The sequence below is a fragment of the Synechococcus sp. R6-10 genome (assembly GCF_047461815.1).
Lineage (GTDB): Bacteria > Cyanobacteriota > Cyanobacteriia > Thermostichales > Thermostichaceae > Thermostichus.
Window position 1 is genome coordinate 1 of the sequence record NZ_JANSHW010000207.1, and the last position, 23,742, is coordinate 23,742.

Annotated in this window: 21 protein-coding genes; 3 read left to right on the top strand and 18 right to left on the bottom strand. The window is 57.9% G+C overall.

Annotated elements, in window-relative coordinates; all coding sequences use genetic code 11:
* Nucleotides 1-189: 189 nt before the first annotated feature.
* Nucleotides 190-1,641 carry a BCD family MFS transporter gene (locus NW837_RS06430; protein ID WP_414329963.1) on the top strand — a complete coding sequence of 484 codons (1,452 nt, stop codon included), beginning with the start codon at nt 190-192 and terminating at the stop codon, nt 1,639-1,641.
* On the opposite strand, the gene NW837_RS06435 is transcribed toward NW837_RS06430, so the two are convergent.
* The 4 genes from NW837_RS06435 to NW837_RS06450 all read right to left on the bottom strand — a co-directional run bounded on the left by NW837_RS06435 (nt 1,638) and on the right by NW837_RS06450 (nt 4,555).
* Nucleotides 1,638-1,991, bottom strand: coding sequence for a DUF6464 family protein (locus NW837_RS06435; RefSeq protein ID WP_414329965.1), 354 nt, complete (start codon nt 1,989-1,991; stop codon nt 1,638-1,640). The two genes, NW837_RS06430 and NW837_RS06435, sit on opposite strands and share 4 nt — an antisense overlap.
* 300 nt (nt 1,992-2,291) lie before the next feature.
* Entirely contained in the window at nt 2,292-3,794 is a 1,503-nt protein-coding gene (locus NW837_RS06440) for a GTP-binding protein (protein WP_083757669.1), read from the bottom strand.
* Between the two features lie 190 nt (nt 3,795-3,984).
* Entirely contained in the window at nt 3,985-4,164 is a 180-nt protein-coding gene (locus NW837_RS06445; RefSeq protein WP_011434300.1) for a hypothetical protein, read from the bottom strand.
* A 67-nt stretch (nt 4,165-4,231) separates the two neighbouring features.
* On the bottom strand, nt 4,232-4,555 hold the full coding sequence (locus NW837_RS06450; RefSeq protein ID WP_414329967.1) for a fasciclin domain-containing protein: 324 nt from the start codon (nt 4,553-4,555) through the stop codon (nt 4,232-4,234).
* Between NW837_RS06450 and NW837_RS06455 the strand changes: the two genes are divergently transcribed.
* Nucleotides 4,526-6,301, top strand: coding sequence for a phospholipase D-like domain-containing protein (locus tag NW837_RS06455; protein WP_414329970.1), 1,776 nt, complete (start codon nt 4,526-4,528; stop codon nt 6,299-6,301). The genes NW837_RS06450 and NW837_RS06455 overlap by 30 nt on opposite strands.
* 295 nt (nt 6,302-6,596) lie before the next feature.
* On the opposite strand, the gene NW837_RS06460 is transcribed toward NW837_RS06455, so the two are convergent.
* A complete protein-coding gene (locus tag NW837_RS06460; protein ID WP_414329972.1) occupies nt 6,597-7,580 on the bottom strand; it encodes an acetyl-CoA carboxylase carboxyltransferase subunit alpha in 984 nt (327 codons plus the stop codon).
* 136 nt (nt 7,581-7,716) lie between these two features.
* Between NW837_RS06460 and NW837_RS06465 the strand changes: the two genes are divergently transcribed.
* Complete coding sequence (locus NW837_RS06465) at nt 7,717-8,268, top strand: hypothetical protein (protein WP_414329974.1); 552 nt, start codon at nt 7,717-7,719, stop codon at nt 8,266-8,268.
* Here NW837_RS06465 and NW837_RS06470 read toward each other — a convergent pair.
* The 13 genes from NW837_RS06470 to NW837_RS06530 all read right to left on the bottom strand — a co-directional run bounded on the left by NW837_RS06470 (nt 8,244) and on the right by NW837_RS06530 (nt 23,366).
* Nucleotides 8,244-8,726, bottom strand: coding sequence for a hypothetical protein (locus NW837_RS06470; protein ID WP_414329976.1), 483 nt, complete (start codon nt 8,724-8,726; stop codon nt 8,244-8,246). The two genes, NW837_RS06465 and NW837_RS06470, sit on opposite strands and share 25 nt — an antisense overlap.
* Before the next feature lie 3 nt (nt 8,727-8,729).
* Nucleotides 8,730-11,501: a hybrid sensor histidine kinase/response regulator gene (locus NW837_RS06475; RefSeq protein ID WP_011434294.1), complete on the bottom strand. Its 2,772-nt coding sequence runs from the start codon at nt 11,499-11,501 to the stop codon at nt 8,730-8,732.
* Between the two features lies 1 nt (nt 11,502).
* Nucleotides 11,503-13,740, bottom strand: coding sequence for a methyl-accepting chemotaxis protein (locus NW837_RS06480; RefSeq protein WP_414329978.1), 2,238 nt, complete (start codon nt 13,738-13,740; stop codon nt 11,503-11,505).
* Nucleotides 13,741-13,788: 48 nt separating this feature from the next.
* Nucleotides 13,789-14,337 carry a chemotaxis protein CheW gene (locus tag NW837_RS06485; RefSeq protein ID WP_011430974.1) on the bottom strand — a complete coding sequence of 183 codons (549 nt, stop codon included), beginning with the start codon at nt 14,335-14,337 and terminating at the stop codon, nt 13,789-13,791.
* Between the two features lie 107 nt (nt 14,338-14,444).
* Entirely contained in the window at nt 14,445-14,819 is a 375-nt protein-coding gene (locus tag NW837_RS06490) for a response regulator (protein ID WP_011434291.1), read from the bottom strand.
* A 47-nt stretch (nt 14,820-14,866) separates the two neighbouring features.
* Entirely contained in the window at nt 14,867-16,111 is a 1,245-nt protein-coding gene (locus NW837_RS06495; RefSeq protein ID WP_011434290.1) for a response regulator, read from the bottom strand.
* Nucleotides 16,112-16,497: 386 nt separating this feature from the next.
* Nucleotides 16,498-16,995, bottom strand: a complete 498-nt coding sequence (locus NW837_RS06500) for a bis(5'-nucleosyl)-tetraphosphatase (RefSeq protein WP_414329981.1) — start codon at nt 16,993-16,995, stop codon at nt 16,498-16,500.
* A 7-nt stretch (nt 16,996-17,002) separates the two neighbouring features.
* Nucleotides 17,003-18,238 carry a hypothetical protein gene (locus NW837_RS06505; RefSeq protein ID WP_414329984.1) on the bottom strand — a complete coding sequence of 412 codons (1,236 nt, stop codon included), beginning with the start codon at nt 18,236-18,238 and terminating at the stop codon, nt 17,003-17,005.
* Between the two features lie 129 nt (nt 18,239-18,367).
* Nucleotides 18,368-18,583, bottom strand: coding sequence for a hypothetical protein (locus NW837_RS06510; RefSeq protein ID WP_414329987.1), 216 nt, complete (start codon nt 18,581-18,583; stop codon nt 18,368-18,370).
* 46 nt (nt 18,584-18,629) lie between these two features.
* The gene (locus NW837_RS06515) at nt 18,630-20,693 is read right to left on the bottom strand and encodes an argonaute PAZ domain-containing protein (RefSeq protein ID WP_414329990.1); all 2,064 of its coding nucleotides are present in this window, start codon (nt 20,691-20,693) and stop codon (nt 18,630-18,632) included.
* 232 nt (nt 20,694-20,925) lie between these two features.
* On the bottom strand, nt 20,926-21,402 hold the full coding sequence (locus NW837_RS06520) for a hypothetical protein (RefSeq protein WP_414329991.1): 477 nt from the start codon (nt 21,400-21,402) through the stop codon (nt 20,926-20,928).
* A gap of 64 nt (nt 21,403-21,466) precedes the next feature.
* A complete protein-coding gene (locus NW837_RS06525) occupies nt 21,467-22,516 on the bottom strand; it encodes a hypothetical protein (RefSeq protein WP_414329993.1) in 1,050 nt (349 codons plus the stop codon).
* Between the two features lie 238 nt (nt 22,517-22,754).
* Nucleotides 22,755-23,366: a chromophore lyase CpcT/CpeT gene (locus tag NW837_RS06530; protein ID WP_414329996.1), complete on the bottom strand. Its 612-nt coding sequence runs from the start codon at nt 23,364-23,366 to the stop codon at nt 22,755-22,757.
* Between the last annotated feature and the right edge of the window lie 376 nt (nt 23,367-23,742).

Sequence of the window (23,742 nt, forward strand, 5' to 3'; positions counted from 1 at the left end):
CAGGGGATGGGGGCGCGCATAGCAATATTCCTGAGGATTGGAAATTGGGGGACTATACCCTGACAATAGCTCCCAAAAGGGGAGAGGACGTGGCGGTTTCACTTTTGGCAACCCCATGCTTTTGCCGGGATCCCAGGCTGCCTGGGCTACGATAAAAGGCTGTAGCACCCTTTCGAATCATTCCAGATCATGGCCAATATCCGCCGGGATCCCGAGGTCAACGCTTCTGTAACTTCAACTTCTCCAGAGCCTCAGGCGCAGGTTCAGCCCTTGCCGCTGCATGTCATGTTCCGCCTGGGCCTGTTTCAAATGGGCTTGGGAATGATGTCGCTGCTCACTCTGGGAGTGCTGAACCGCGTCATGATCGACACGGATCTGCTGGCCATCCCGGCAACGGTGGTGGGGGGATCCCTGGCCATGCACCAGTTGGTCTCCCCGGCTCGGGTTTGGTTTGGGCAGCTCTCGGATGCTAAGCCCTTGTTTGGCCTGCATCGCACCGGCTATGTGCGCCTGGGATCAGTGCTATTTGCCGTTTGTATCTTCCTGGGGGTGCAGGTGGTGTGGGGTTTGGGGGATAGCTTTGCGGCTACGGGCTGGTCTGGAGCCACCTATGGCTGGATAGGCTTGGCCTGTTTGATGTTTGCCCTCTATGGTCTCTGCCTCAGCGCCTGCTCCACGCCTTTTGCGGCTTTGCTGGTGGATGTGTCAGACGAGGACAACCGCTCTAAGTTGGTGGGGATCGTCTGGTCTATGTTGATGGTGGGGATTGCCGGCGGGGCCATTGGCTCGGCAGTTCTGCTGCGGGGCTTGGATCCGGACAACCTGCAGAGCACCATTAATCGCCTCTTCATCATCATTCCAGCCGTGGTGATCCTGCTGGGGGTGATCGCCACCTGGGGGGTGGAAAAGCGCTATTCCCGCTACGGATCCCGTTCCACCTTGGCCGGACGAGAAGACCAAATCACCCTGGGTACGGCCATCAAGGTGCTGACCGCCAGCCGCCAAACCCTGATCTTTTTCGGCTTCTTGGTGTTGATGACCATGGGCCTGTTTATCCAACAGCCGGTCCTAGAACCCTATGGCGGCGAGGTGTTTGGCATGACGGTGGCCCAGAGCACCCAACTCAATGCCTTTTGGAGTTTGGGCATTTTGGTGGGGATTGTGCTGACCGGATTTTTCATCGTGCCTAAGCTAGGCAAGCAGACAACGGCTCGTCTGGGCTGCCTGCTGGTGGCCATCTCTTTTGGGCTGACCATTGCCTCAGGGTTTACAGGCAATCCACGGCTGCTGCAGCTGTGCATGATCCTGTTTGGCTTGGCTTCTGGGATCACCACCAATGGCGCCATTACCCTCATGTTGGATTTGACGGCAGCGGAGACGGCAGGCACCTTTATCGGGGCTTGGGGACTGGCCCAGGCCATGTCCCAGGCGGTTTCCACCTTGCTCGGCGGGGCTTTGCTCGATCTGGGGCGCATTCTCTTCCCCACTTCTTCAGTGCTTGCCTATGCCACCGTCTTTGGGGTGGAGGCAGCGGTGATGTTGCTGGCCGTGTATTTGCTGGGACGGGTGAACGTGGCCGAGTTTCGCGAAAAGACCAACCGTGCGCTGACCCAGGTGTTGGCTCTGGAGCTGGAGGGCTAGCAACGCGGGGCCGACTCGTAGTGGGGGCAGCCCTGACAGGGCCCGCTGGGGTTGACGGCACAACGCAGCAAGGGCGAGTGAGCATTAAACCGACACGAGGGATCCCCCAGGAACCTTCCCACTTCCTGAGGTGGGGTGACCGAACGCACCAGGGCGCGGATCCCACACAGGTGGTATTTGCCTTGCCGGAGCCGGTAGGAATGACGCTTTTCCAGAACTAGGTAGTGCTGCTCTGCCAGTTGGACGTAGGTGCCCGGATGGGGACTGCTCTCCCAAGGACATTCCTCCACCACCTCTCCTGAATCCACATCAATCCACTGAATGGGCAGGGTCAGGTTGGGGGAAGACATAAGGTGCCAACGGAGCCAGTTTAGGGCAGCAGACTACAGGATGATGGGCTTGGTTTGACCCATGATAAGACCTGGGCAGCTTTTTCCGGCAACACTGACTAATGTTCCTAATGTTCTCTCTTCTGTGACTTGGATCCCGCTGATTTACAGAACTTCTACAAAGTCAAGCCCAGAAAAAGCTGTATCAGAAAAAGCTGTATTTAGAAAGCTGTATTCAGTGTAATGGAGTAATGGATTTTCCGCAGCGGGCGGAGAACGGGATAGGTTGGGCCTGTGGCGGCGAAAAGACGGATGCTTCGACTAGCTATTGGAATGGGCTTGGCGGGCCAGTTGGGTGAGAAAGGCCAGAGGATGACGGTTTTGGAGCTGCTGCCTAATCCGCTCTTGCAGGATTTCCTCTTGCCAGGGATCCCCAGAGGACAGCCACTCTAGGTAACTGAGCCCCGCCACCCGTGTCAGATAGGCCCCCGTCACTGCCTGCAGGGGGATCCCCATAACCATCAAGGGGCTGGCCTTGAGCAGAGAGCCCAAAGCCTGAGTAGCCAGCTCCAGCCCCCCCAGTTGCACCACCATTTGCGCCAAACTCTGGGCAATTTGCTGGGCCCGGCGCAAGGTAATGCGTCGGTCAAACACCTGGTGCAGTTCCCCAATCATGCGCGCCTGAATGGCTACTCCTGCCAGCACATCCAAAGCAGGAAGAGGGTTTGCCGCCAGGGCAGCAGCGGTGGCCCACTGCATCCGTTCCACGATCTGGCGACCCTGTTGGCGACGTTCTTCTTGGAGGGCCTGCTGGACGGCTTCGCTGAGAGTTCGGGTTTGCAACAAGGCATTGGCCAAGCGCAGGTGGGATCCCTTCTGCTGCAGCAGGTGAGCCATTTGTTGAATGAGGGCCTCTGTCTCGGGGGGCTGCGGCTCCCAAGTTTCCCACACAGAGCCATCTTCGGAGTAGTAGCGAACCTTGAGGGGCTCTGGATCAGCGGCGATGGCCACCACCTGTTCGGCAGGGATAACACCGGCGGTGCGTCGGCGCAAATGGGCCAAGATGGTCTCTACATCCTCCGGCAGCATCTGATCGGTTTTGTTGAGGGCCAGGATGGCGGATTTGCCCAGCCGGGCCAACTCCAGCATTTCGGCATATTCCGAAGCCAGCAGGTCTCCGGCCACCACCAAGATCAGCAGATCCGCCTTCTGGGCCAGGGCGCGGGCTTCCGCTTCACCTGCTCCCCCAATCGTCAGCAGCCCAGGTGTGTCGGTAAGGGAAATGGGGCCGTTCCAGCCCTCCAATTGGTAGGTGTGGATGGATCCCTGCTGGGTGGTGCCCAGGGTGGGGGCTGTTTCGCCCACTGGTCGGCCCATCAAGGCATTGATCAACGAGGTCTTGCCGGCGGAACTGGTGCCGAACACCACCAGATGCAATTCCTCCTGGTTAAGCCGCTGATTGATCTCTTGCAGCTTGGCACGCAGGGCACGGCGACTGATGTCATTCTGCAGCTTCTGGATCAGGCGATCGGCATCTTCCAGATCGGCTTGCACCTGATTCCGAGTTAACTTAACCCGCCGCAGCGGTTGTGTCCGCTGGTTTGGAGTACTTTGCCGTCGGCCAGCCTGCTGCCACCAATGGCGCGCTGCCAGACCTGCTGCTGCTGTCCCTCCCAGGATCCCGGCCACTGCCAGATCCGCCAGCGGCAACGAATGGGGGGCGATAAAGCTATAGATCCCGCTAACCCATTGCAGATATTGGCTCAGGGCCGCCAAACCCAGCCCTGCCCACAACCACACCCAAGTGGAGCGCGACAGCACCATCCCAACCCACAGCCTGCCCAAATCTTCAAATCAAGCAACCCAAAATTGCTGAGCCATCCGAGTCGCTTCTCCAGCATAGGGCTTGCTGTAGCTGAGCATACAGTTTTGTCGAGAGCTTTTTTGTCGAGAGCTTTGCTGAGAAGTAGCTGAGCAAGAGACCAGAGAAGGGAGCGGGGAGTCAAAAACACCCTCAGCTCAACCGGCCAAATGAGCCAGGGATCCCCTCTCCCAAAATCGCCGGCGGCTCCAGTGGTGCCGGCAAAAATTGGCCGCCGCGATAGTCCAATAGCTGCACCAGCAGCAAGTAGCCCACCCCCAGAGCAATGGCCAGGATCCCTGTAACGATTGCTACCCACTTAGGCCGCTCCACGCTGAATCTCCCCAATAAAGTGCTGGATCTCGATGCTTCTATGATGCCCGAAGTGGTGGCCCAATTCCTAACGCGGCGGGATCAAGACTGCATCGATGACGTGGATGATGCCGTTAGAGGCTTGAATGTCTGCCACAACTACCTTGGCGTTGTTGATGCGGATCTGTCCTCCCTCGAGGGTGACCGTCACCGGGGATCCCTGTAAGGTCGCCACCTGCTGGCCGGCTCTGAGGGCGTCGGAAGGGGCCAAACCGGGAACCACGTGATAGGTGAGAATACCCCCCAGAGACACCTTGCCCCAGAAGTGGCTGCCGTAAAGTTCGGTATCCTGGGGGTGTGATTGCTGGAGAGGAGAAAGGCCATGAACGGGATCCCGTCGTGGTTGCGGCAACTCCGCCGCTGGCTGCCCTGGGCTGCTCTGCTTCTCATTCTGGTCTTGATCGGCTACTGGGTGGGTCCTCGGCCCAGACCCTACCCCCAAGAGCCGGAGCTGCCCACCCTGGCCCCTCTGCCGCAGCACCCCCGCATCCGGGTGGTGTTCAACCAAAGCCGCGAGAGCACCTATCGGGATCCCTATCGCCAGATCCGCCGCTATGGCTACAACCTGGAAGAGTTGATCATTTCCCAGATTCGCTCCGCTCGGCAGTCGGTGGATATTGCCGTGCAGGAGCTGAACCTACCCCTGATTGCCCAGGCTCTGGTGGAGCGGCGGCAGGCGGGGATCCCTGTGCGTTTTATTACTGAAAACACCTACGTGCGAGCCTGGCACCAGCTCACCCCTGCCGAAGTGCGGGCGCTGGACGAGCGCAGCCGTCGCAAGTTCGAGGAGTACCGCAACCTGGTGGATGTGAACCGCGATGGACGGTTTTCGGCTGAGGAGGTCGCCACGCGGGATGTGTACGCCTTGCTGGATGGAGGCCAGGTGCCCTGGCTGGACGATACCGCCGATGGCTCCAAGGGCAGCGGCCTGATGCACCACAAATTTGTGGTGATCGACGGGCAGAAAGTCTTGACCGGATCGGCCAATTTCACGCTCTCTGATATTCACGGGGACTTTGATGCGCCTGGCAGTGTCGGCAATGCCAACCATCTGCTGCTGCTGGACAGCCCGGAGCTGGCCCGCCTCTACACCGAGGAATTCGATCTCATGTGGGGCGATGGCCCCGGTGGCTTGACCGATAGCCGCTTCGGCGTGCAGAAGCTCAAGCGTTCCCTGGAAACGGTGTACATTGACGATGCCATTGTGGGGGTTCACTTTTCTCCTGCCAGTCGCTCCCTGCCCTACGAAGCCACCTCCAACGGCATTATTGCCGCCACCCTGGCCCAAGCCCGGCGACAGGTGGATCTGGCTCTGTTCGTCTTTACGGATCCGGGCATTGCCAACCAACTCAGGCAACTGCGCCAGGAGCGCAACGTAGAAATCCGCGGGGTGTTCGACCCTGGTTTTGCCTTCCGGGACTACAGCCGCACCCTGGAGATGTGGGGGCTGTTGCTCCCCGACGAAAAGTGCCAGGTGGAGGCGGCGCGCCTGCCCTGGACGCTGCCGGCCCAGTCTGTAGGCATACCCAACCTCGCCCCCGGCGATAAGCTGCACCATAAGTTTGCCATCATCGATCCCAGCACTCCTCAGGCCACGGTGATCACCGGATCCAACAACTGGTCGGTCTCGGCCAACCACCTCAACGACGAAAACTTCCTGATCATCCGCAATAGCCGAGTGGTGGATCACTTTGTGCGGGAGTTCGACCGGCTCATTGCCGATGCCCGCTTTGGCCCCAGCCGCCGCCTGCAACAACAGGCAGAAGAGGCGTCCCGTCGCTGCCCCAACCCCGTCCCCGTTGCCGCTTCCTTGCCTGAACCGGAGCCGGAGCTGCTGGAAGTCGAGGTCGTTCTTCCTCCTGAGGCGGGATCCCCTTCCCCGTCGGTTGCTTTTCCGGTGGCGTCTCCTGGGGGATCCCCTCGCGTTAACCTGAATACGGCCACGGCGGCGGAGCTGGAACAGTTGCCCGGCATTGGCCCCGCCCTGGCGCAGCGCATTATCGAGGCCCGCCCCTTCTCCTCTTTGGAGGATCTGCAACGGGTCAATGGCATTGGCCCAGCCCGGATTGAGCAACTGCGGGATCGGGTAACCTGGTAGGAGTTAGCCCCCTCTTGGTCAGGTTGAGGGCGCGGAGTGCTTTCGGAAGTTCATCCCAGAGCAGCTCCTAAAGGGCCTCTCCCCTCGAATAAACCCCAAATTAAACCCCAAATATAGTCATTTCAGTTCAAACCAGGACACTGCACCCACGCCTAAAATGTTGGTCGCATCGGCGTTGCAGAGCAATAATGCAGGGGGCCAAAAGGCTTTTCAAGGACTCCGCCCCGCTGGCGCGATCAATGGCCCAGGTGTCTCACCCTAATCTGAAACGACTATAAATCAGGGATGCATAAGTCTATTCAGATTCAGAAAGCTCCAGAAACGCTCCCATGCGGCGAAACTTTTGGTAGCGCTCCTCGCGCAATTCTCGCCCGCTCAGGCTAGAAAGTTCCTTGAGATGCCTGAGAAGAGCCTCTTTGAGGGTTTGAGCAGCTTCCAAGGGCGCGCGGTGGGCGCCGCCAACCGGCTCTGGCAGGATCTCGTCGATCACCTCCAGTTGTAGCAGGTCTTGGGCGGTAATGCGCAGGGCTGCCGCCGCTTGGGGAGCCTTCTTGGCATCCTTCCAGAGAATAGCCGCGCAGCCTTCCGGCGAGATCACGGAGTAGACGGCGTGCTCGAACATCAGGATGCGGTTGCCAATGCCAATAGCCAATGCTCCGCCGGATCCCCCTTCGCCGATGACAGTGCAGATGATGGGGATCTCCAGCCGGAAAAGGGTCTGCAGGTTGGTGGCAATGGCCTCTCCTTGGCCCTCGGCTTCCGCCTTAACGCCTGGGTAAGCCCCCGGCGTATCGATGAAGGTGAGCAGGGGCAGGCCGAAGCGGTGGGCATGTTCCATTAGCCGCAGGGCTTTGCGGTAGCCGGCGGGATTGGGCATCCCAAAGTTGCGGTGGATGTTGTCTTTGGTGTCGCGACCCTTTTGGTGGCCCAGGATCATCACCGGCTGCTCCCCTAGCTTGGCCAACCCGCCCACAATGGCTGGATCGTCCTGGCCGTGGCGATCCCCGTGCAGCTCAAACCAGTCGTCGCAGATGGTCTGTACGTAATCCAGGGTGGTGGGGCGGCGGGGGTGACGGGCCACCTGGAGCCGTTCTACCGGCGTGAGCTGGCTGAAGATCTCGCGGCGCAGCTCTTCGGCTTTGGCTTCCAATTGGCGAATCTGCTCAGAAGCATCGATGTCGTTTTCTTCTGCCAAGGCCCGAATTTCCTGAATCCGTTGTTCTAGGGCGGCGACAGGCTGCTCAAACTCCAGCAGTAGGCGGTCGTTGGACTTGGTCATGACCGGTTGGCTAAATTTCGGGAGCGTGCTGTGACCGGCAGAGGCTGCACAGATTTCGGGGTCAGGCTTTGATCTTCTCACATGTAGATCCCGTAGGCTAGAGGGAGCAATCCCCCTACTGCCCAAGAGGGATCCCTTGTCTGCTTCTGTCTCTTCTCCCCCTTCACCCCTTCCCCCCTGGCTGCGCTGGGGGGTGGTGGGATCCGTCGTCCTGGCCATTGCAGGGGGCGCCTTTTGGCAATACGGGCGGCCCGAGCGACAAATCCGCGTCCACACCCAGAGATTGCTGCGGGCGGTGGAGCAGCGCAACTGGGATCAGGTGGAGATGTTGGTATCTGAGGCCTATAGCGATGGTTGGGGCCTGAACAAGCAGCGGGCGCTGGCCTACAGCCGCGAGATCTTCGGGCAATTTTTTCGCTTGCGCCTCCAACCCCAAGCGCTGCAGGTGCAGCTCGACCTAGGGGATCCCAGTCGCCAAGGACGGGCCACCCTCTGGTTTGTTATCGAGGGATCCGGCGGCCCCTTGGCCAACCTGACGCGAGATCAGGTGAATGCGCTGGAGCAACCCTTCCAATTGAATTGGCAGCGACGGGGTGGGGATCCCTTTCGCTGGGAGCTAACCCGCGTGGAGAATCCAGAGCTGCAACTGCCCCTTCTCCCTTCTCAAGAACAGGCAGGCCAGAGATGAGGGTCGAACACCAACAGGGGGAGCTGGCCTTCGGCTGGCGGGATCCACTGCACAATACCCCTTTGGCGGGCCTGAGCTGCATAGCGGCTGGGGAGAGGCTGCAACTGGGAAGAGGGCAGACGGCGCAGGAGGGGCTGAGTGGGAATGGGCAGAGCCCCTGTTTCTGGGTTGTCGATCTGGTCGGACAATCCGTCCTCAGAACTGCCTGGCTGCAACAGAATAACCCCTTCCGGTTGAAAAGGGATCCCTCGGCCCAGCAACAAACGACCGGTATCCAAAAGCTGGGGGCCGCCCTCCTGAGCAAGCTGAAACTCTGCCCAGCTAAAAACTCGCCGCGCCCGATCAACAGGGAGGCCGAAGCAGTAGGAGCCCAGTTGGAAAGTAATCAAGGTCTGCCGGTTTCTCAGTTGTTCTTGCCGAGCCAGACGACGCAGGCGCAGAGGGGAAAGCAGGGGCATGGACTACCTCGCCATCAAAACGCCGGTGGAAGGTGCCGAAGAGGCTGGTTGCAGCAGTTGCCGCAGCTTTTGGATCAGCTCCTGTTCCTGGAAGGGCTTGGAGAGGTAGGCGCTGGCTCCCAGCCGCTGGGCCAGTTGGCGGTGTTTCTCGCCACTGCGGGAGGTGAGCATGACCACGGGAAGCTGGTCATACAGGGGGTGGGCACGAATCTGGGCCAGCAAGCCAAAGCCATCCAGCCGCGGCATTTCAATGTCGGTAATCACCGCTCGGATGGGAATTCCTCTCTGCAAGTGCTCGAGGGCCTCTTGTCCGTCGCGAGCCTGTTCAACCCGGAACCCTGCTCTTTCTAGGGTCATGGCCAAGAAGCGGCGCACGTTGACCGAATCTTCCACCACCAGCAGGGTGGGCTGGGCGGCAAACCTGGGCTGGGGAAGGGGATCCCTTGCCGACTGACAGGGCTGATCCCGCTGGGCGAGCAGCCAGCTCAAGAGGGCAGGCGGATCCACGAAAAGAGCGATTCGCCCATCGGCCAAAACCGTACAGCCGGAGAATCCCGACGGCAGAGGCAGACCTCCCTCCACCGGGCGCAGAGTTACCTCTTGCTCCCGCCAAAAGCGATCCACCAACAGGCCATAGGGCCGGTTGTCTTCTACCACCAGCAGCACCACAGGTCGGTCGAGAAGGGGGGTCTCGTCAATTTCCCGGCGAGGCTGCCAGCGCGCGAAGCGAAACCAGTGGCCCACAGGAATTAAAGGGATCTGCTCCCCTTCCCAGAGAAAGGAATCGGCAGGCAACTGCGGGGGGATAAGCAATTCTTCCACTGCGTTGGCCGGAAAAGCCAACATCAACCCCTGGCATTCTGTCAGCAGCACGCGGGTGACGCTCAAAGAAACGGGCAGAGTGAGGGTAAACAGCGTGCCCCGTCCCGGCCAAGATTCCACCTGCACCTGGCCGCCAATTCGTTGCAGGTTGGTGCGTACCACGTCTAGACCCACTCCCCGTCCAGATAGCTCGCTGACTCGCTCGGCGGTGCTGAAGCCCGGCTGGAAGATCAACTCCAGCAGCTCCTGGGAGCTGGCCTCAGCCAGGTCGGCAGCGGAAAACCCTATCTGCAAGGCGCGGGCCCGGATTTTATCCAGACAGATCCCTGCCCCATCGTCTCGCACCGTGATCAGAGTGCGGTTGCCCCGTTGGCTGGCGGCAATTTCGATGAGGCCCTTGGCCGGCTTGCCCTGGGCCAGGCGGGTGTCTGGAGCCTCGATGCCGTGGTCAAAGGCGTTGCGCACCAAGTGCAACAAGGGATCCGCCAAGGCCTCCAAAATCGAGCGCTCGATTAGGGTGGATCCCCCCAAGACCCGCAGCTCCACGGGCTTGCCATGGGCTAAGCTCAGCTCCCGCAGCGCTCTGGGGAAGCGATCCGTCAAATCCGATAGAGGCTGCATGCGCACCTGGTCGAGACGGGTTTGCATTTGCCTGGAGAGGCGGCTGAGCTGGCGGGCGCTGCCTTCGGTCTCCTGCAGGGTGGTGTCGATATCGTGGGTTACCTCATCAATTTGCACAACGGTTTCCATCACCTCTTGGGTCAGCAGGTGCATCTCTCCATAGCGATCCATCTCCAAGAGGTCAAAGGTATCGGCCAAGGTCAGGCCGGGATCCCCTTCTTTTTTCAAGAGCACAGAAGCAGGCACGGTGGCAGCGACGCGGTCGTAGCTGCTGCGCAGGCGGCTGTTGGTTTCTTCTAGAGTGCGAACCCGCCGTTTGAACAAGCTGACCAGCTCCCGCAGCCGTTGCAGGCGACTGTTTAAGCGGTTGCGCTCCCCTATGAGCTCTCCCAACAGCTCCCCCAACTGTTCCAGAGGGCGAGCCGGCACCCGTAGCATCTCGGCAGCGCTTTTGGCCCCGGCTGGAATCGAATCCGGCAGCTCGGTGGCTCCTGCCATTGCAGGGGGAGGGGCTTCTGGCGGGGGGGAAACTGGAGGCTCTGCCGGATCCCAGGAGCTGGGGAGAAGAGCGACCTGACCGACCAGCACCAGGGCCTGCGAGCGTCGCCAAGCTTGTAAAGCCGCCTGAGCAACGGGCAACACCTGCTCCTTGGCATTTGGCGGCAGCGTCTCCAGAGCTTGGACTACTGAGCCGCACAGGGTGGCAAAGGCAGGCAGATCCAACATTTCCCCCAGCGCCCCCAGCTCTTGGGCAGCAATGAGAAACTCCTCCCGCAAACAGGGCTGCTCGGGGTGGGCCAGCACACCTTCCAACCGCTGCAGACAGGCCTCCACCTCGGTTGCAAACAGCAGCACCCGCATATCGCCCCCGGCCTCTGCTGCCAGGACTTGGACGTTGTCCTCAGGCTGCAACTCTCCCAACTGCTCTCGCAATTGATCGAAAAGAGGCTGCACCCGCTCTGCCAGCCAAGATTCGTCCAAAAGCCGCTGCTGGCGGTGCTGCTGAGCTATTTGGCGCATGCAATCCAACGCCGCCAAGAGGTTGCGCTCCACTGCGGGGTCGGCTTTTTGGGGATCCACCTGCAAGATCTTGAAACCATCTTCCAGGCGATGGGCCAAGTCGCTAAGCACCGGAAAGCCCATCATGGCCGCCCCGCCCTTGATGGAATGAGCAGCCCGCAGCAAGCGATCCAAACGGGGGCGATCCAAACTCTGGGATCCCAGGCCCAACACCCCTGCCTCCAGGGTGTCGAGGTAAGCCTGGGCTTCGTCCAAAAACTGCAGCCTAACCTGCCACTCGCGTGGGTCGAGGGAAGTGGGATTCGGCCCCATGCTAAACCGCCTCCCCCACCTTGAAGGTGGACACAGAAGTCTGCAACTGACGGGCAACCGCCACCGTAGCCTGGAGAGAGTTGGCCACCTGCTGCGAGGCTGCCGCCGTCTGGGCGGCAATGTTGGCGATTTGCTGCATCAACTGGCGCACCGTTTGAGATGCATCTGCCTGGGCATCGGTGGAGCGGGCAATGGCCTGAAAGAGCTGGTTCACCTGCCGCGAGACTTCCACAATTTGTCCCAGGCTCTGCTTGGCTGCTTCCACCAAGCGGGTTCCCTCCACCACCTGGCCGGTGCTGGTTTCCATCGCCTGTACCACCTCGCCGGTTTCCCGTTGGATCCCTTCCACAATGCGCTCGATCTCGCGGGTGGCTTCTGCCGACTGGGCCGCCAGTGCCCCGACTTCCTCGGCGACCACCGCAAAACCTCGCCCTTCTTCGCCGGCACGGGCTGCCTCGATACTGGCGTTCACCGCCAAGAGGTTGGTTTTCAGCGCAATCTGGTTGATCAAGGACACCACCTTGGAAATCTGCTGGGAAGATTCCCCCAGCCGCTTCACCTTCTTGGCCGTTTCGGCCACCGTTTCCCGCAGTTGCAGGATGTTTTGCACTGTGCGATCCATAGTCAAGCTGCTGTTGATGGCCGTGGCGGCGGCAGATTCGGCAACGGTGGCGGCCTGTTGGGCTTTATCGGCTACCTCCTCGATTGAGAGCGTCATTTGCTCGACAGAGCGCAAGGTCTCTTCGATTTGGGTGGCCTGTCGGAGAGCGGCTTCGGCCAACTCGCGAATGGCTGCCTCGTCACGACCAATGGATTGGTTGACTTGACCGGCGGCCTGCTGCACTTGAATCACGATGTCGCGCAAGCTCTCGATAATGACGTTGAAAAAGTCCGCCATGATGCCAACTTGTCCGGCTGTTAGCTGCGCCCGCACCGTGAGGTCCCCCCGCGAGGCTTCTGTGACCTCGCTGATAAGCTGCAGCAGCTCTCTTTGCAGCGCTTCCGACCGCTCCCGTTCCTGGGCGGCCACGGCTTTTTGCTCCAGCGCCCCCAGGTTACCCAAAGCTTGACCCAGGCGGTTGGCCAGCTCTGCCAAGGTTTTCTGTTCTTCGTCAGACCAGCTCTGGCTTTGGGCGCGGCCTATTGCCAAAAAACCGTAAAGCTCATCGCCACGCACCACCGGCGCTATCATCTCGGCTTTCAGTTGGGCTGTGGCCAGCCTCTGCAGGTAGTCGGCGCCCAGATCTGGCCTAGGCACCGGGCCAAAAGCGTAAACTTGCCCGCCGTGGAGAGCCTGCTGGATCGGAGCCGGGATCCTGCGGAGGAGGGTGCCCAAGGTGTCGGGCAGGCGGCTGTCGTGAGATTCAGCGATAACCTGCGCCTCTTCGGGAGCGGTCAAGCGATAGAAGGCCACTCGTTCGGCACCGAAGCGCTGGCGCATCTCGCCCAACAAGTCAGTTAGGGGATCGATCAGCTCTTGCTCTTGGCGAATCCGGGCAATATCGGCAAACCGCTGGGCCAGTCGGGTGTCGGAAACTTGTCGCTCGTAGGTGGCGTTGCGTTCCCGCACAAAGTTGCGCACCAGGATCAAAATGATCCCCCAGCTCAGCAGCAGAATCGGGAAGCTGATGCCGGAAAAGATCAAAGCCTGCAGCAGATCTTGCTCGTAAAGCTGGACGCTGGCCTGAATGTTGCTGCGAATGGCCTCCAGGGTTTGGTTGATCCCTTCGGCGTAGATGCGCTTTTGCTCTTCGTACTCAGGGCTGTGCAGCAAGTTGAAAGCCCGTTCCTGCTCGCCGGCCCGAATCAGATCAAAAGCCTGCACTTCCCACTCCACCAGCTTGATGTTGGCTGCTGTGGTTTTGGCTGCATAGGCTTCGTAAGAGGCGGGATCCAATTGCTGAATCTCCGCCAGCACCTCATCCAACTGAGGGACATGGATGTTGTAGCGCTCTTCCCAGGACAGATCCCCGCTGGCAGCGGCCATGCGGGCAGACATGGTCAAGACTTCATCCAAATAGATCACCTGATCGCTCAGGTTTTGCAGGGTGAACTGCCGCGAGATCGCCGGCTTGAACTCGAAATAGGTGCGGGCTACGCTGCCGGCAGAGACGGCAAACAGCAGGGAGCTGATGCCCAGAGGAAAACTGATTGCCAGGGCCAGGCGGGATCCCGCGACTTTGCGTTGGGGCCGGGAAGATGGAGCAGGCCTGAGAAAGAGGGGACGGAAGGAAACCATAGAATTTTGCCTTTAAGTGAGGGTAAGTCGGGGAAAAGGTCGCCAAGATCAAGGGTTTGCCGAGGAATCAACTGAGTTGAGCTTTTGGACAATGGCAAGAGGGTCGAGCACCCAGAGAGGCTCATCCCCTTCCAACACCAGCCCTTTGCAAGAGTCGTAGAAGTTCTCCAGTCGAAAGTTGTTTTGTGCTGCCTGGGCTTTTGTTAAGGGTTGGATCTCCTCGGCGGGCACTCGAGCTACTCCTTTCACGTGTTGGGTTGCCAGGCCCAAGCCTGTTCGCACTGGCGATGCAGAGCCCCCAAATTCTGGGCGCATCACCACCAAGTGGTGTTCGGGCTGCCCAAAGTCCAAGGGCTCTAGGCCGAGAAATTGCGGCAGATCCAGTCCCCAGAGAATGCGATTGCGATAGTTGAACAAGCCCAGCACCCATGCGGGCTGGTTGGGGAGAAGGGTAAAGTGGTGCGGGCCAACAATTAGAGCTTCCTGGGCAAATGCCATGGGCAAAAGGGCCCGACAGTCTACCCCCAACTGTAGATGTAAGTACAGCTCGCCGGTACGGGTAGAAGTAGGGCTGTGTGGGGAGAAAGCTACCGCCATTGCCGTTCTCGCTCTGCCAATTCTAAGACATCTCCTAAGAACAATTCGTGATAATCACAGGGATCCTAACTGGAGGCGCAGCTCAGCAAGGACAGGAGTGGCAAAAATCATGAGCTCGGGCTGAGCACTACTGATTTCACGGCCCGCAAAATGTCTTCGCGGGTAAAAGGCTTGGTCAGATAAAGATCGATCCCTTGCTTCATGCCCCAGAGTTTGTCCAGCTCTTGATTTTTAGAAGTACAGGCCACAACGGGCAACTTTTGGGTTTCCGGGTTTTTCTTGATTTGGCGGCACAATTCCAGCCCGCTCATGCCTTCCATGACCAAGTCCGTCAGCACCACATCGGGTTTGTCGTTGCGGATCTGCTGCAATGCCTCTTGGGCGTTGGCCACCGCTACCACCTGATAGCCTTCTGAGCGGAGGTAATCGCTGATGAGCTGTCGCTCCGAGGCCACATCTTCCACCACAAGAACTTTCACCATGATCGACATCTCCTTATCTCTTTTTCGACGAACCTTTAGAGGGATCCCTAGCTGAGATAGCGAAACACCATCTGCAGCAATTCTTCCTGCCGAAAGGGCTTGGTCAGGTAATCGGTGGCACCGGCCAGGCGCGCCTTCACCCGATCGATCAGACCTTTGTGGCCTGTGACCATCACCACCGGCACATCCTTTAACACGGAGGATTTGCGGATGAGGCTGCACAATTGGTAGCCATCCACGTTGGGCATACCCACGTCCAGCAGGATCAAATCTGGCTTGAGGGTGGTCAGCTTCATCAGGGCTTTCAAAGAGTCGCTGATGGTGTGAATGACCAGGTTGTGCCCTTCCAACAACCGCTGCAACTCGCTGAGCATGGCTTCGCTGTCGTCAATACAGGCCACAATCCAGGTTTTCGAGGCTTGGGGAGATGGGCCTAGATCTGCAAGCCCGTTGGCCAGGTGAAGAGGGACGGTGGGAGTTTCTGAGGGCTGTGATTCTGTCTCAAGCTTGGCCGAGTAGGTTTTGGGCAGCCGATCAAAGGGGGGCTGGGGATCCCGCAGGACAAGGATACCGGCTTTGACCAGAGGATGTAGGCGGCGAGCGATCTGGAGGTCGTCTTGATCGAGAAGGGCGCTCAACTGGCGGAAGCTAAACCCCTTCAGTAACCGGCCTAGCCGTTCCTGTTGCTCGGCGGGAAGGCGTTCTGCCTGGGCCCGGCTGGCAAAGTAGGGCCGTTGGTAGGGGGAGGTGATCTCAGGCCCCAAAGATTGCCATGCCCGTAGCCGCTTTTGGATCAGGTCGAGCAGGGATCCCCCATCCCACTGGCCCAGGGTGGGCACGTTGTCCAGTGGGATGATCTCCTGCTGAAAGCCCCCTGGAACCAGCAACAGATTTTGCAGCACCTCCTCGCCGATCCAAGCATTCAACCTGCGCGCAGCTTCCCAAGGCAGCAGTTGCTCCGTTACCATCCAACTCAGCCCCAGAAGGTCTGCAGGTAGAGGCCCAGTCTCCTGAGCCAATAGCGCCTCCACCTGCCGATGGATGCGTAGGCAATTTTGGCGAGTCAGAGAAAAGACTTGATGGCTGAGCCGACGCAGGTGGCGATCCAAGCGCTCCAAGGGCTCCAAGCTGTGGTGAGCAAACCCCAGGCGACCTTGGTGAAACACCAATGACCAAGTGCCCAGCCCCTCCCCTTTGTCCAAGGCACTGAAATACCGAACAACTCCTGTGAAGCTGACCTCTGCGTTCAGCAGATGGGCCGAGACTTCTGTACAGACGGGGGGACGGTTCATGGGTCGAGAGGACGTGCTCGGAACAATTTCCTGCGCTGAGGTTGATGACACGACTGAAGTCTTAGCTACCCCACAAGCCGGTGAAAAAATGCTTTCCAGAATACAGTTCAAGCCCAGCCCTGACCCAGACGAGATCTTTAGATGAGCCAAGCCCAACAAGACGGCCAAGGCTGCACGAACTCAAAGGCAGTTTCAGCGTTCAATCCGTATTCAGAAAAACTCTCCTCCTGGGGAGATCGATGACTATTGCTCATCAGCCAATCTCTAAAGGTGAAGGCTAGCCCTCAGATTGTCTGCTGGCTTTCTTACTCGGGAACTTCCCGCGGAAAGCCTGCAAGACAAGATAAAGGTAACCCCGATAAACCTCTTCCGTAAAAATACGGAACTTAGGTCTTCTCCAATTTCCAAAGCTGCTCCAGGTGGGCTTGGCAGCGGCGCAGCAGTTGCCGACTCTCTTCAAAACTGATCTGCTCCAAGGCTTCGGGGTAGGAGCACCAGCGGTAGGCGGCCACCTCCTCTGGTTGCACCTGTAGCTCAGGGGGAGGAAATTGGGGCGGCAGCAAGGCCACGTAGTAGGTAACGGTTTTGGCCACTCGGTTCCCCTCTGGATCCGTAAAGGTGTAGGCTTCCTGCAGCGTCAAAGGGTCAGACTGGCCGGGCAGGGTCAGAAGCTGGTAGTCGGTCAAGCCGGTTTCCTCTCGCAATTCTCGCTGCGCCGCCTCCAGGTCGCTTTCGGAGCTATCCTTGTGCCCTTTTGGGAAAGCCCAATGCCCCTTCTGGTGCTGGATGAGCAGATACAAATGAGAAGAGCCCAGTCTGGGAGCTTCCTGGGCGGGTGGGTGGGGCAGGATGGGGATCACCCCATAGGCAGCATCTATCAGCATTGGGGAGCTAATCTCCAAAGAGTTTGATGGCTGGCGGCTTAGGAGCGAAGACCTCGTTGGGATCCACCTGCGGGCGCTCTACCCCCTGCAGGGGCGAGAGGGGGCGACCGGTGTCGAATTGGAAGAGATAGATGGGCAACTGGCCATTCCCCAGAGGCAAAAGAGCTAAAGTATCGATTTGGGTCAGGGCGTTGCGGCTGGTGGGTCGGGTTAGGTTGAAAGCAACGATTCGGTCTTCCAAGGAATTGTCCGGGCTGGAGCGCCGGCCCAGGCCAATGCTGAACTGCTGGTTGCCCTGCTCATCCACTCCCAAGGCCCGCACATCTCCCAACTCCGCTTGAGGAGCGCTCCCCGGCAGGCCGGCTACCACCGGCGGCGCATCCACCGGCGGCTGCGAAGGCAAAAAGCGCAACTGCGTCCCTTCTGGCAAAATGCGGTAGTCCTGGTAGTCATGCTGGATGGACAGGGATCCCCTGAACACGCGGCGGTTCAGGCCCTCCAGGGTCCAAAAGCCATAGCCCAAATTGATGCGGGTGCTCTCCGGCAGCCAGTAGCGCTCCCCTCCCTCGGGAGCTGGCACCGCCGTAAACCCCATCAGGACATAGGCCTGCCCCCACACCCCCGACAAAAACAGCAACACCTGCCGCGGCAGCCCCGACTGCGGATCCAGCCACAGCTCCCGCAACTGGCCTTCCTGAATGGGCTCTAGGCGCAAGTGCTGGACAGGGGATCCAGCCAAATCCACCCGTTCTGAGGAGAGGACGCGGTAGCGGCTGGGATCCGCCTTCAAGTAAAAGCTCACCGAGGGCAAGAGGGCTTCCGGTCGGCTCACATACACCGAGTACAGCTGCAGCAGATCCGACTGGTTCACCACTTCCAATTGGCGCGAATCCAAGAGGCGGATGCGATCCCCTTCGGCTACCCAAGCCTGCCAACTGCCGTCGCGGCGGTAGAGCACATCCAACGTGGCTGTGAAGGTTTGGGATCCCTCTACCCGCACCTGCTGGCGATATTGCAAGTTGGGCAAAGGGGGCAATTGCTCTAGAGCGGCGTTGTAGCGCTCCAGCCAAGCTTGGGGATCCTGCTTAGGGCTGGCAAGAGAAGAGGGAGCCGATTGGGCCACGGCTGGATCCCCTGACGGCAGACCGACCAGTCCCGTTACTAGGAACACCACCCCGCCGAGATAGCCCCAGCCTCGAAGGGATCCCTGCCGCTTCCTAAATTGGGAGGGTTCAGGGAACATCAGCTCACCTCGCAACACCGCTCTTGCTGCCCTTCTTGTCGCTGCTTGTGCCCGGATCAGAGCGCTTCCCACACCTGAGAGAAAGCGTTCGGAAGGGATCCCTACTCTCTGCCCGCCGATTGAGTACGCCTATTCAATGGAAATGGATTGGGGGCCGTCGGAGCGACCGGAAGGCGGGGGCTCCTCCACCCTCAGCCCCTGGGACTCCAGCCAACTGCGCAGCGGATCTTGCTTCACATCCAAACGCAGCAGGCCGCTGAGAAAACCGCCACAGAACGGAACAGGATTGCTTAGAAAGGTCTTCCAGACCTCATTCATCTCCACCATAGCCGCAACACCAACCACCCCCCCAATCCTAGCAAGGCCGGCAGGTGGGGATCCCCTCCCTTGGCTAGACGGCAATCAACTTCTCTCGGTTTATGTTCTGCAGCACACTAAAAATGCTGTTGCCAATGCGCTGGAACTCTTTACTGCTTTTGTCGGCAAAGTGCAATACCCAAGGAAGCCTACAGGCTTGAAAACCACTGGCGGGATGAAGCTGGGAGAGATGGTAAGTTTGTATAGCCAGAACTTCCAAAGGAGTGTTGCCGTGTTCATGGACAACTCGCAGCGGTCTTGCGCTGCCAATTGGCACCGAGGACTTCTTAATGGGCTGGCTTGTTACGAGCATAAATGACCTTCGTTCATGGTCAAAAATGACAGTGCCCATTGCAGCGTCTCTATAGCTTCCTTTTTCCTCTCTTCCTATTCTGACTGTGCCACTTTTGCGCACTCCAACAATATCCACAGCAATCTTTTCTTTTCTTAGTTCCTCAATTGTTTTATCAAATTCGCCTCTTTGAACTAAGCCATCCCTCATCAAAAGAACCTTTCTAGGGTATCGATGAAATTTGTTGTAGAATCTATTGACGAGCTTGGACACGGTTTGATAAATTGCCTCGCCGGAAAAAGTTTCTCCTCTTTGTATATCGGGCAACTCCCAGCCTAAGCTTTGACCATTGGCCAGTACCGCGAAGGCAGAGGTTCCGTAGTAAAGCTCTCGATTCGTCCCCACATCAAAACCAATGGTAAGCTCGGAGCACTCAGGATGATCGAGGGGTTCAAGCAACACGGGTTGCCACGCAGCTTTACACAGAAGTCCTAGTACGACATTTAGAGCTTTGTAGGGGTCAGCTCCAGGAATCATAAACTGAGTTGCTATTCCTGCTCGAAGTGCTTGCAAGCGGATCTTTTGCTTGTGCTCATTAGGCGACAAGGGCATGACAACCAGAACGGTTTTGATCCCTTTGTCGGCCCAGCTTTGCCAAAACCTCTGTTGAGCAAGGTCGCCTTCAGGCAAATCTTGACGGGTTGCGTAAAAGTCTATTTCAACTCTTGCTCCGCTCTTTTTAGCTACTTCAAGTAGGCACTTGCGAACCTCAGTAGGATACTCACGTTTATTATCGTCAAGATTTAGAAGTCCAAACTTTGTCTCGCCAACTCTTGCACATCCTTGGTACCTAACTCTCGCGAGGTTTTGGACTTGTCTATGACCAAACCCCAATAGCCTTGGCCTTGGCATAATGTATCCTTCTGCTTTTAGGGGATCAGCCTGAAAGTCAGAAATATTGTAGACATTTTCTATAATAGTTTTTGCGGTCTCTTTAGACTCTTTCAATCTCTCTTCTAAACTTTTTCTGATGTGCTCGCTAACCAAGGAGCTAACTTTTTTGCCAGTCCATCTTTGATCTTCTATACTTGCTAGCATCTCCAAAGTTAAAACAGGCGACAGTCTCCGCGATAGATGAAGGATAGGCTCTGCCTTTTGTCTGAAATTGCGTTCTCTCGAGACCACTTGAACCACCAGAGAGCCATCAACTTCTTCTGGAGTTGCTCCGTACTTCTGTACATGATAATCCGCTAAGCTAGTGTTTAGCTCCGCTAACCATACTTCCCTTGGCGACTGATTGGAAATAATGCCTCGATACTCCCAAGTTGGGTATTTATTATTTTTTGTCCTGTATGTGTTTCGTACAATTTCAATTGAGACATCTGGGTAATTTTCCAGCCACTCATGCAGCGTCCATGGGCTGTAGAAATGGTATCGGATGTCGATCTCTAGATAGAGCTTCTTATCTTGTCTAATAACAACGTCTAGCTCTCTTCCTCTGTGAACCTCCCACCCATCTCCGCAAAGTGGTTTTACTCCTTCAATCCGTTCTACTCCTTCCAGACCCGTAACCCACCAGATCAATCCTCCTCCTGTTGATAGCTCAATCTCTGTTCTTTTGTACTTAGATCTTAGACTCCAATCTAGTTTCTTGCGCTCGAAAGTTTCTAGAGCCTGTCTCTCTGTAGGGTCTGTACAATCTAGAGCCTTAGAACCAAGCTCTTCCAACTCCCATTCCTCTGTTTTGAGTTTACTGGCCGGAACTTTTTCTCGGGTTATGATGCGATTTCCCAGACGAACAGCCATTACACCTAGCTGATTACAAATCTTGGAGAGAGCCCTCTGCTCCTCTCCTAGATCTGGAAGAGGGTTTGGCCTGCAACTATACTCATAGAAGGTGAGCTCTTCTTGAGTTAGCTCCTTGACGAAGAAGCGATTAAGAGTAACCTCAACTTTCTTCTGGAGTAAATTCATTGGCAGACTCTAGTTTCAAGTTTCTCTCTAGGATCTCTAGGATAAGCTCTAATTCTCCTGCTCTTCACGAGGGATCTCCAAACAACCCTGGCGGAGCCAAATCTCTGCTGATCGCCTCCGCCTGAAACCGACCGCTCATGCCCACCACCTGCCACTCGGCGCTGCGATTTCCCTGGCGGAAGCGCAGCCGTCGGGCTCGCAACGGCACCACTTCTACAGCTTCTACCAGAAATTGTTGGTATTCGCCCAAATAGTCTCGGTAATCCGGGGGCAAGTCAGCGCTGCTGTTGATTTGAATCCAAAACACCCGTCCTGCTTCGTTGCCATAGGCGCGGATTTGTTCCTGGCCGCGGTATTGCTCCACCCCGCGCAGCCGCTGTCGTCCCACCTGCACAGACTCAGCCCACTCCGGCAAGGGATCCCCTAAGCTCACGGCCCACCCTGGCCCACCTAGCCCCAACCAACACAACAACAGCAGTCCCCAAACCCAAGGCCATCTGCGCGGCGTGCTGTTCCCGGTTTGCAAGGCTCGACCGAACATGGCAAGTTTTTCTCCGCAATTGAACCCAACGTTAACGTTTGGGATGGTTCAAAACAACTTTGTCTCAACGCACGCGAAAGCCGATCCGCCCGCCCTCAACATCGAAGGCAACGTCGATATTGAAAAACAGCGGCATGCCCAACAGTTGCACCCCCTGGTTGCCGTTGACGAAAATCCGATCTCGACTGGGCGTAATGGGAAAGCCAACTCGAATGCGATACTCGAAAGCTCCCGCCAATACCGCTCGCCACTCTGCCCCAGGGGGTAAGGTCGAGGTGGAGAAGGGAGCTGCCCCCAACAGCCTGACGTTGAGAAAAATGTCGGAAGAACCACTGTCAAAAACGGTGGGGCTGAGAGCATTTTGAATAGAAGTGTTGCTGATGCTGTAGGCCACTTGTAAAGCCTCATCCCGCCAGATGGGGGTGCCGTCGGGAAAGCTTCCCACCTGGGGAAACTGCCGGAAATTGAAGCCGACGGTGTTGGCAGCCGTTAGGCCAACCGTGAACAGGCCCTGGGTGGAGTTGAAGCCCCCCGTTTGAATAATGTACCCAGAGCGGAAATTGCCCGGAAGGCGGGTGAGCGGACTAAACAGCTCGCGGTCGGGGCTGCGCTCATCCAAGGACGTGCCTAGGATCCCAGCAAAAGGCCGTCCTGGCCCAAACAGATTGTCGGAACAGTTGGCCACCAGTGGCTCCACGCAAGTGATTTGGTCGATCAACTGAATTGTTACCGGCTCTCGACTGGGGATCCCTCCTATGCTGAAGGGGGCGCGGGCCAACACGCCGATAAATTGCGTGCCATCTCCAAACGTCACGGTGGAAGGGATCCCCGTCCGCTCCAGGCCAAAGCGACCTGCTGCTGTCGCTATGATGCGCAAACCTGCCGAGCCGGTATCCAGTAACACCTCAGCTCCGCTCCCGGCCACCCCCACTGTCAGGCCCAGGAGCTTGAAGCGGCTGTTGCCCAGGGTACGCACCGGCATGGGAATCGACTCGGTTCCCGGTTGAGGTGGGAGAGGGATCAACGCAGGGGGGGAAGCTGCAGATTCCCCCTGGCCAGAACAGCCGGCACCGAGCAGCAGCAAGGTCAAGATCCCAACCAGGGCGATCACCATTCCCCAAGGGCTGTGCCAAGCCCACCCAGACCGTGGCTCATCCTTTGGGCCCGACCTCGCCTGCATTGAATACCCACACTGAATTAAAAGGAGCCTAGCCCGGTTGCAACCGGTAAACAGCACGCTCAAACCTGGGGGATTTGGATCCCGGCCAAGGACAGTGTACACAAAGCTGGCTGAGGGAGAGTGCGCAATAGCGCTGTCAACTGTGGAGTTGTGGGGCTGGATGGGCTGCAGCCTACAGCATTAGCTCCGCCTGCCAATCGACCACTTTTTGGAAGCGAAAAGCGCCTGCCAGGGCTCCCCAAACCTGCTGGTGGGTGATGGGATCCATCCCTCGGTCATGGCTGCAAAACTCGCTCTCGCTCAGGTGCAAGGTGGTCTGCAAATAGGTGGCTTGGCCGTTGCGCACCACGCAACACCGGCACCCCGGCTCCGTCGCGCCGATGAAGAGGGATCCCTGCCTCTTCACCTGCACATCACACCCCTCTAGATAGGCCAGATCGGCAGCCCTCAGTTGACTCAGTTGGTCTGCCCTCTCCCGAGCACAGCCCCGCCACCGCTGCGGCTCCAAAGGGCGATAGTTGCGAATCAGGATCCCAGCGCTTGCCTGAGTCAATTCCACCACCGCCTGCCGATAGGGATCTTCCAAATGGCCACTGTAGGCTTGCTCCACATAAAAGCCGATCCCGCCCAAAACTTGGGCCGGCAAGGGGCGGTAGGCCACTCGGATTTGGGCAAAAAACGGTGGATTCTCCCAGGCTTGCTCTTGGTTGCTGAAGTCTCCTGCCAGCCAACGCGCCATCTGCAGCAGCTCCGGGGAAGGAGTGCGATCCGACTCAATAGACATAAGCGGGCATCCAGAACTTCTGTAAAGGTGTGTACCGAAAATCTTAGGGAATCGAAGAGAACCTTCTCAGATTTTGCCCCAACCTCAGGCCCGACCGAGGATTGCAGCAAGTGTTAAATTATGTATCCTTTATGAGAATGTTCGCTCCGATACTGAAAATGGATCCCTTGCAAGCTGCAAAGCCGCGATCGGGGCTGACATCTTTGTTCATGTTGTAAAGCTAGGCAAAGAAACATTCTCTTTTGTAAAAAACTACTCCCGCGAAGGACAGGGAGAACAGCCTGGGATCCGAGATGGGAAGCAGGTTGGAAACCGATCTAAGACCTTTTGCGCGAGGTAAAGCCGATTTACATTTTTTGATTTCATCGCTTCTTGC

Excerpts from the sequence above, each read along its gene's own strand:
- NW837_RS06430 (WP_414329963.1), top strand. The coding sequence starts at position 190 with ATGGCCAATATCCGCCGGGATCCCGAGGTCAACGCTTCTGTAACTTCA.
- NW837_RS06435 (WP_414329965.1), bottom strand. The coding sequence starts at position 1,991 with ATGTCTTCCCCCAACCTGACCCTGCCCATTCAGTGGATTGATGTGGAT.
- NW837_RS06440 (WP_083757669.1), bottom strand. The coding sequence starts at position 3,794 with ATGGTGCTGTCGCGCTCCACTTGGGTGTGGTTGTGGGCAGGGCTGGGT.
- NW837_RS06455 (WP_414329970.1), top strand. The coding sequence starts at position 4,526 with ATGAACGGGATCCCGTCGTGGTTGCGGCAACTCCGCCGCTGGCTGCCC.
- NW837_RS06460 (WP_414329972.1), bottom strand. The coding sequence starts at position 7,580 with ATGACCAAGTCCAACGACCGCCTACTGCTGGAGTTTGAGCAGCCTGTC.
- NW837_RS06470 (WP_414329976.1), bottom strand. The coding sequence starts at position 8,726 with ATGCCCCTGCTTTCCCCTCTGCGCCTGCGTCGTCTGGCTCGGCAAGAA.
- NW837_RS06475 (WP_011434294.1), bottom strand. The coding sequence starts at position 11,501 with ATGGGGCCGAATCCCACTTCCCTCGACCCACGCGAGTGGCAGGTTAGG.
- NW837_RS06480 (WP_414329978.1), bottom strand. The coding sequence starts at position 13,740 with ATGGTTTCCTTCCGTCCCCTCTTTCTCAGGCCTGCTCCATCTTCCCGG.
- NW837_RS06485 (WP_011430974.1), bottom strand. The coding sequence starts at position 14,337 with ATGGCGGTAGCTTTCTCCCCACACAGCCCTACTTCTACCCGTACCGGC.
- NW837_RS06490 (WP_011434291.1), bottom strand. The coding sequence starts at position 14,819 with ATGGTGAAAGTTCTTGTGGTGGAAGATGTGGCCTCGGAGCGACAGCTC.
- NW837_RS06495 (WP_011434290.1), bottom strand. The coding sequence starts at position 16,111 with ATGAACCGTCCCCCCGTCTGTACAGAAGTCTCGGCCCATCTGCTGAAC.
- NW837_RS06500 (WP_414329981.1), bottom strand. The coding sequence starts at position 16,995 with ATGCTGATAGATGCTGCCTATGGGGTGATCCCCATCCTGCCCCACCCA.
- NW837_RS06505 (WP_414329984.1), bottom strand. The coding sequence starts at position 18,238 with ATGTTCCCTGAACCCTCCCAATTTAGGAAGCGGCAGGGATCCCTTCGA.
- NW837_RS06515 (WP_414329990.1), bottom strand. The coding sequence starts at position 20,693 with ATGGCTGTTCGTCTGGGAAATCGCATCATAACCCGAGAAAAAGTTCCG.
- NW837_RS06520 (WP_414329991.1), bottom strand. The coding sequence starts at position 21,402 with ATGTTCGGTCGAGCCTTGCAAACCGGGAACAGCACGCCGCGCAGATGG.
- NW837_RS06525 (WP_414329993.1), bottom strand. The coding sequence starts at position 22,516 with ATGGTGATCGCCCTGGTTGGGATCTTGACCTTGCTGCTGCTCGGTGCC.
- NW837_RS06530 (WP_414329996.1), bottom strand. The coding sequence starts at position 23,366 with ATGTCTATTGAGTCGGATCGCACTCCTTCCCCGGAGCTGCTGCAGATG.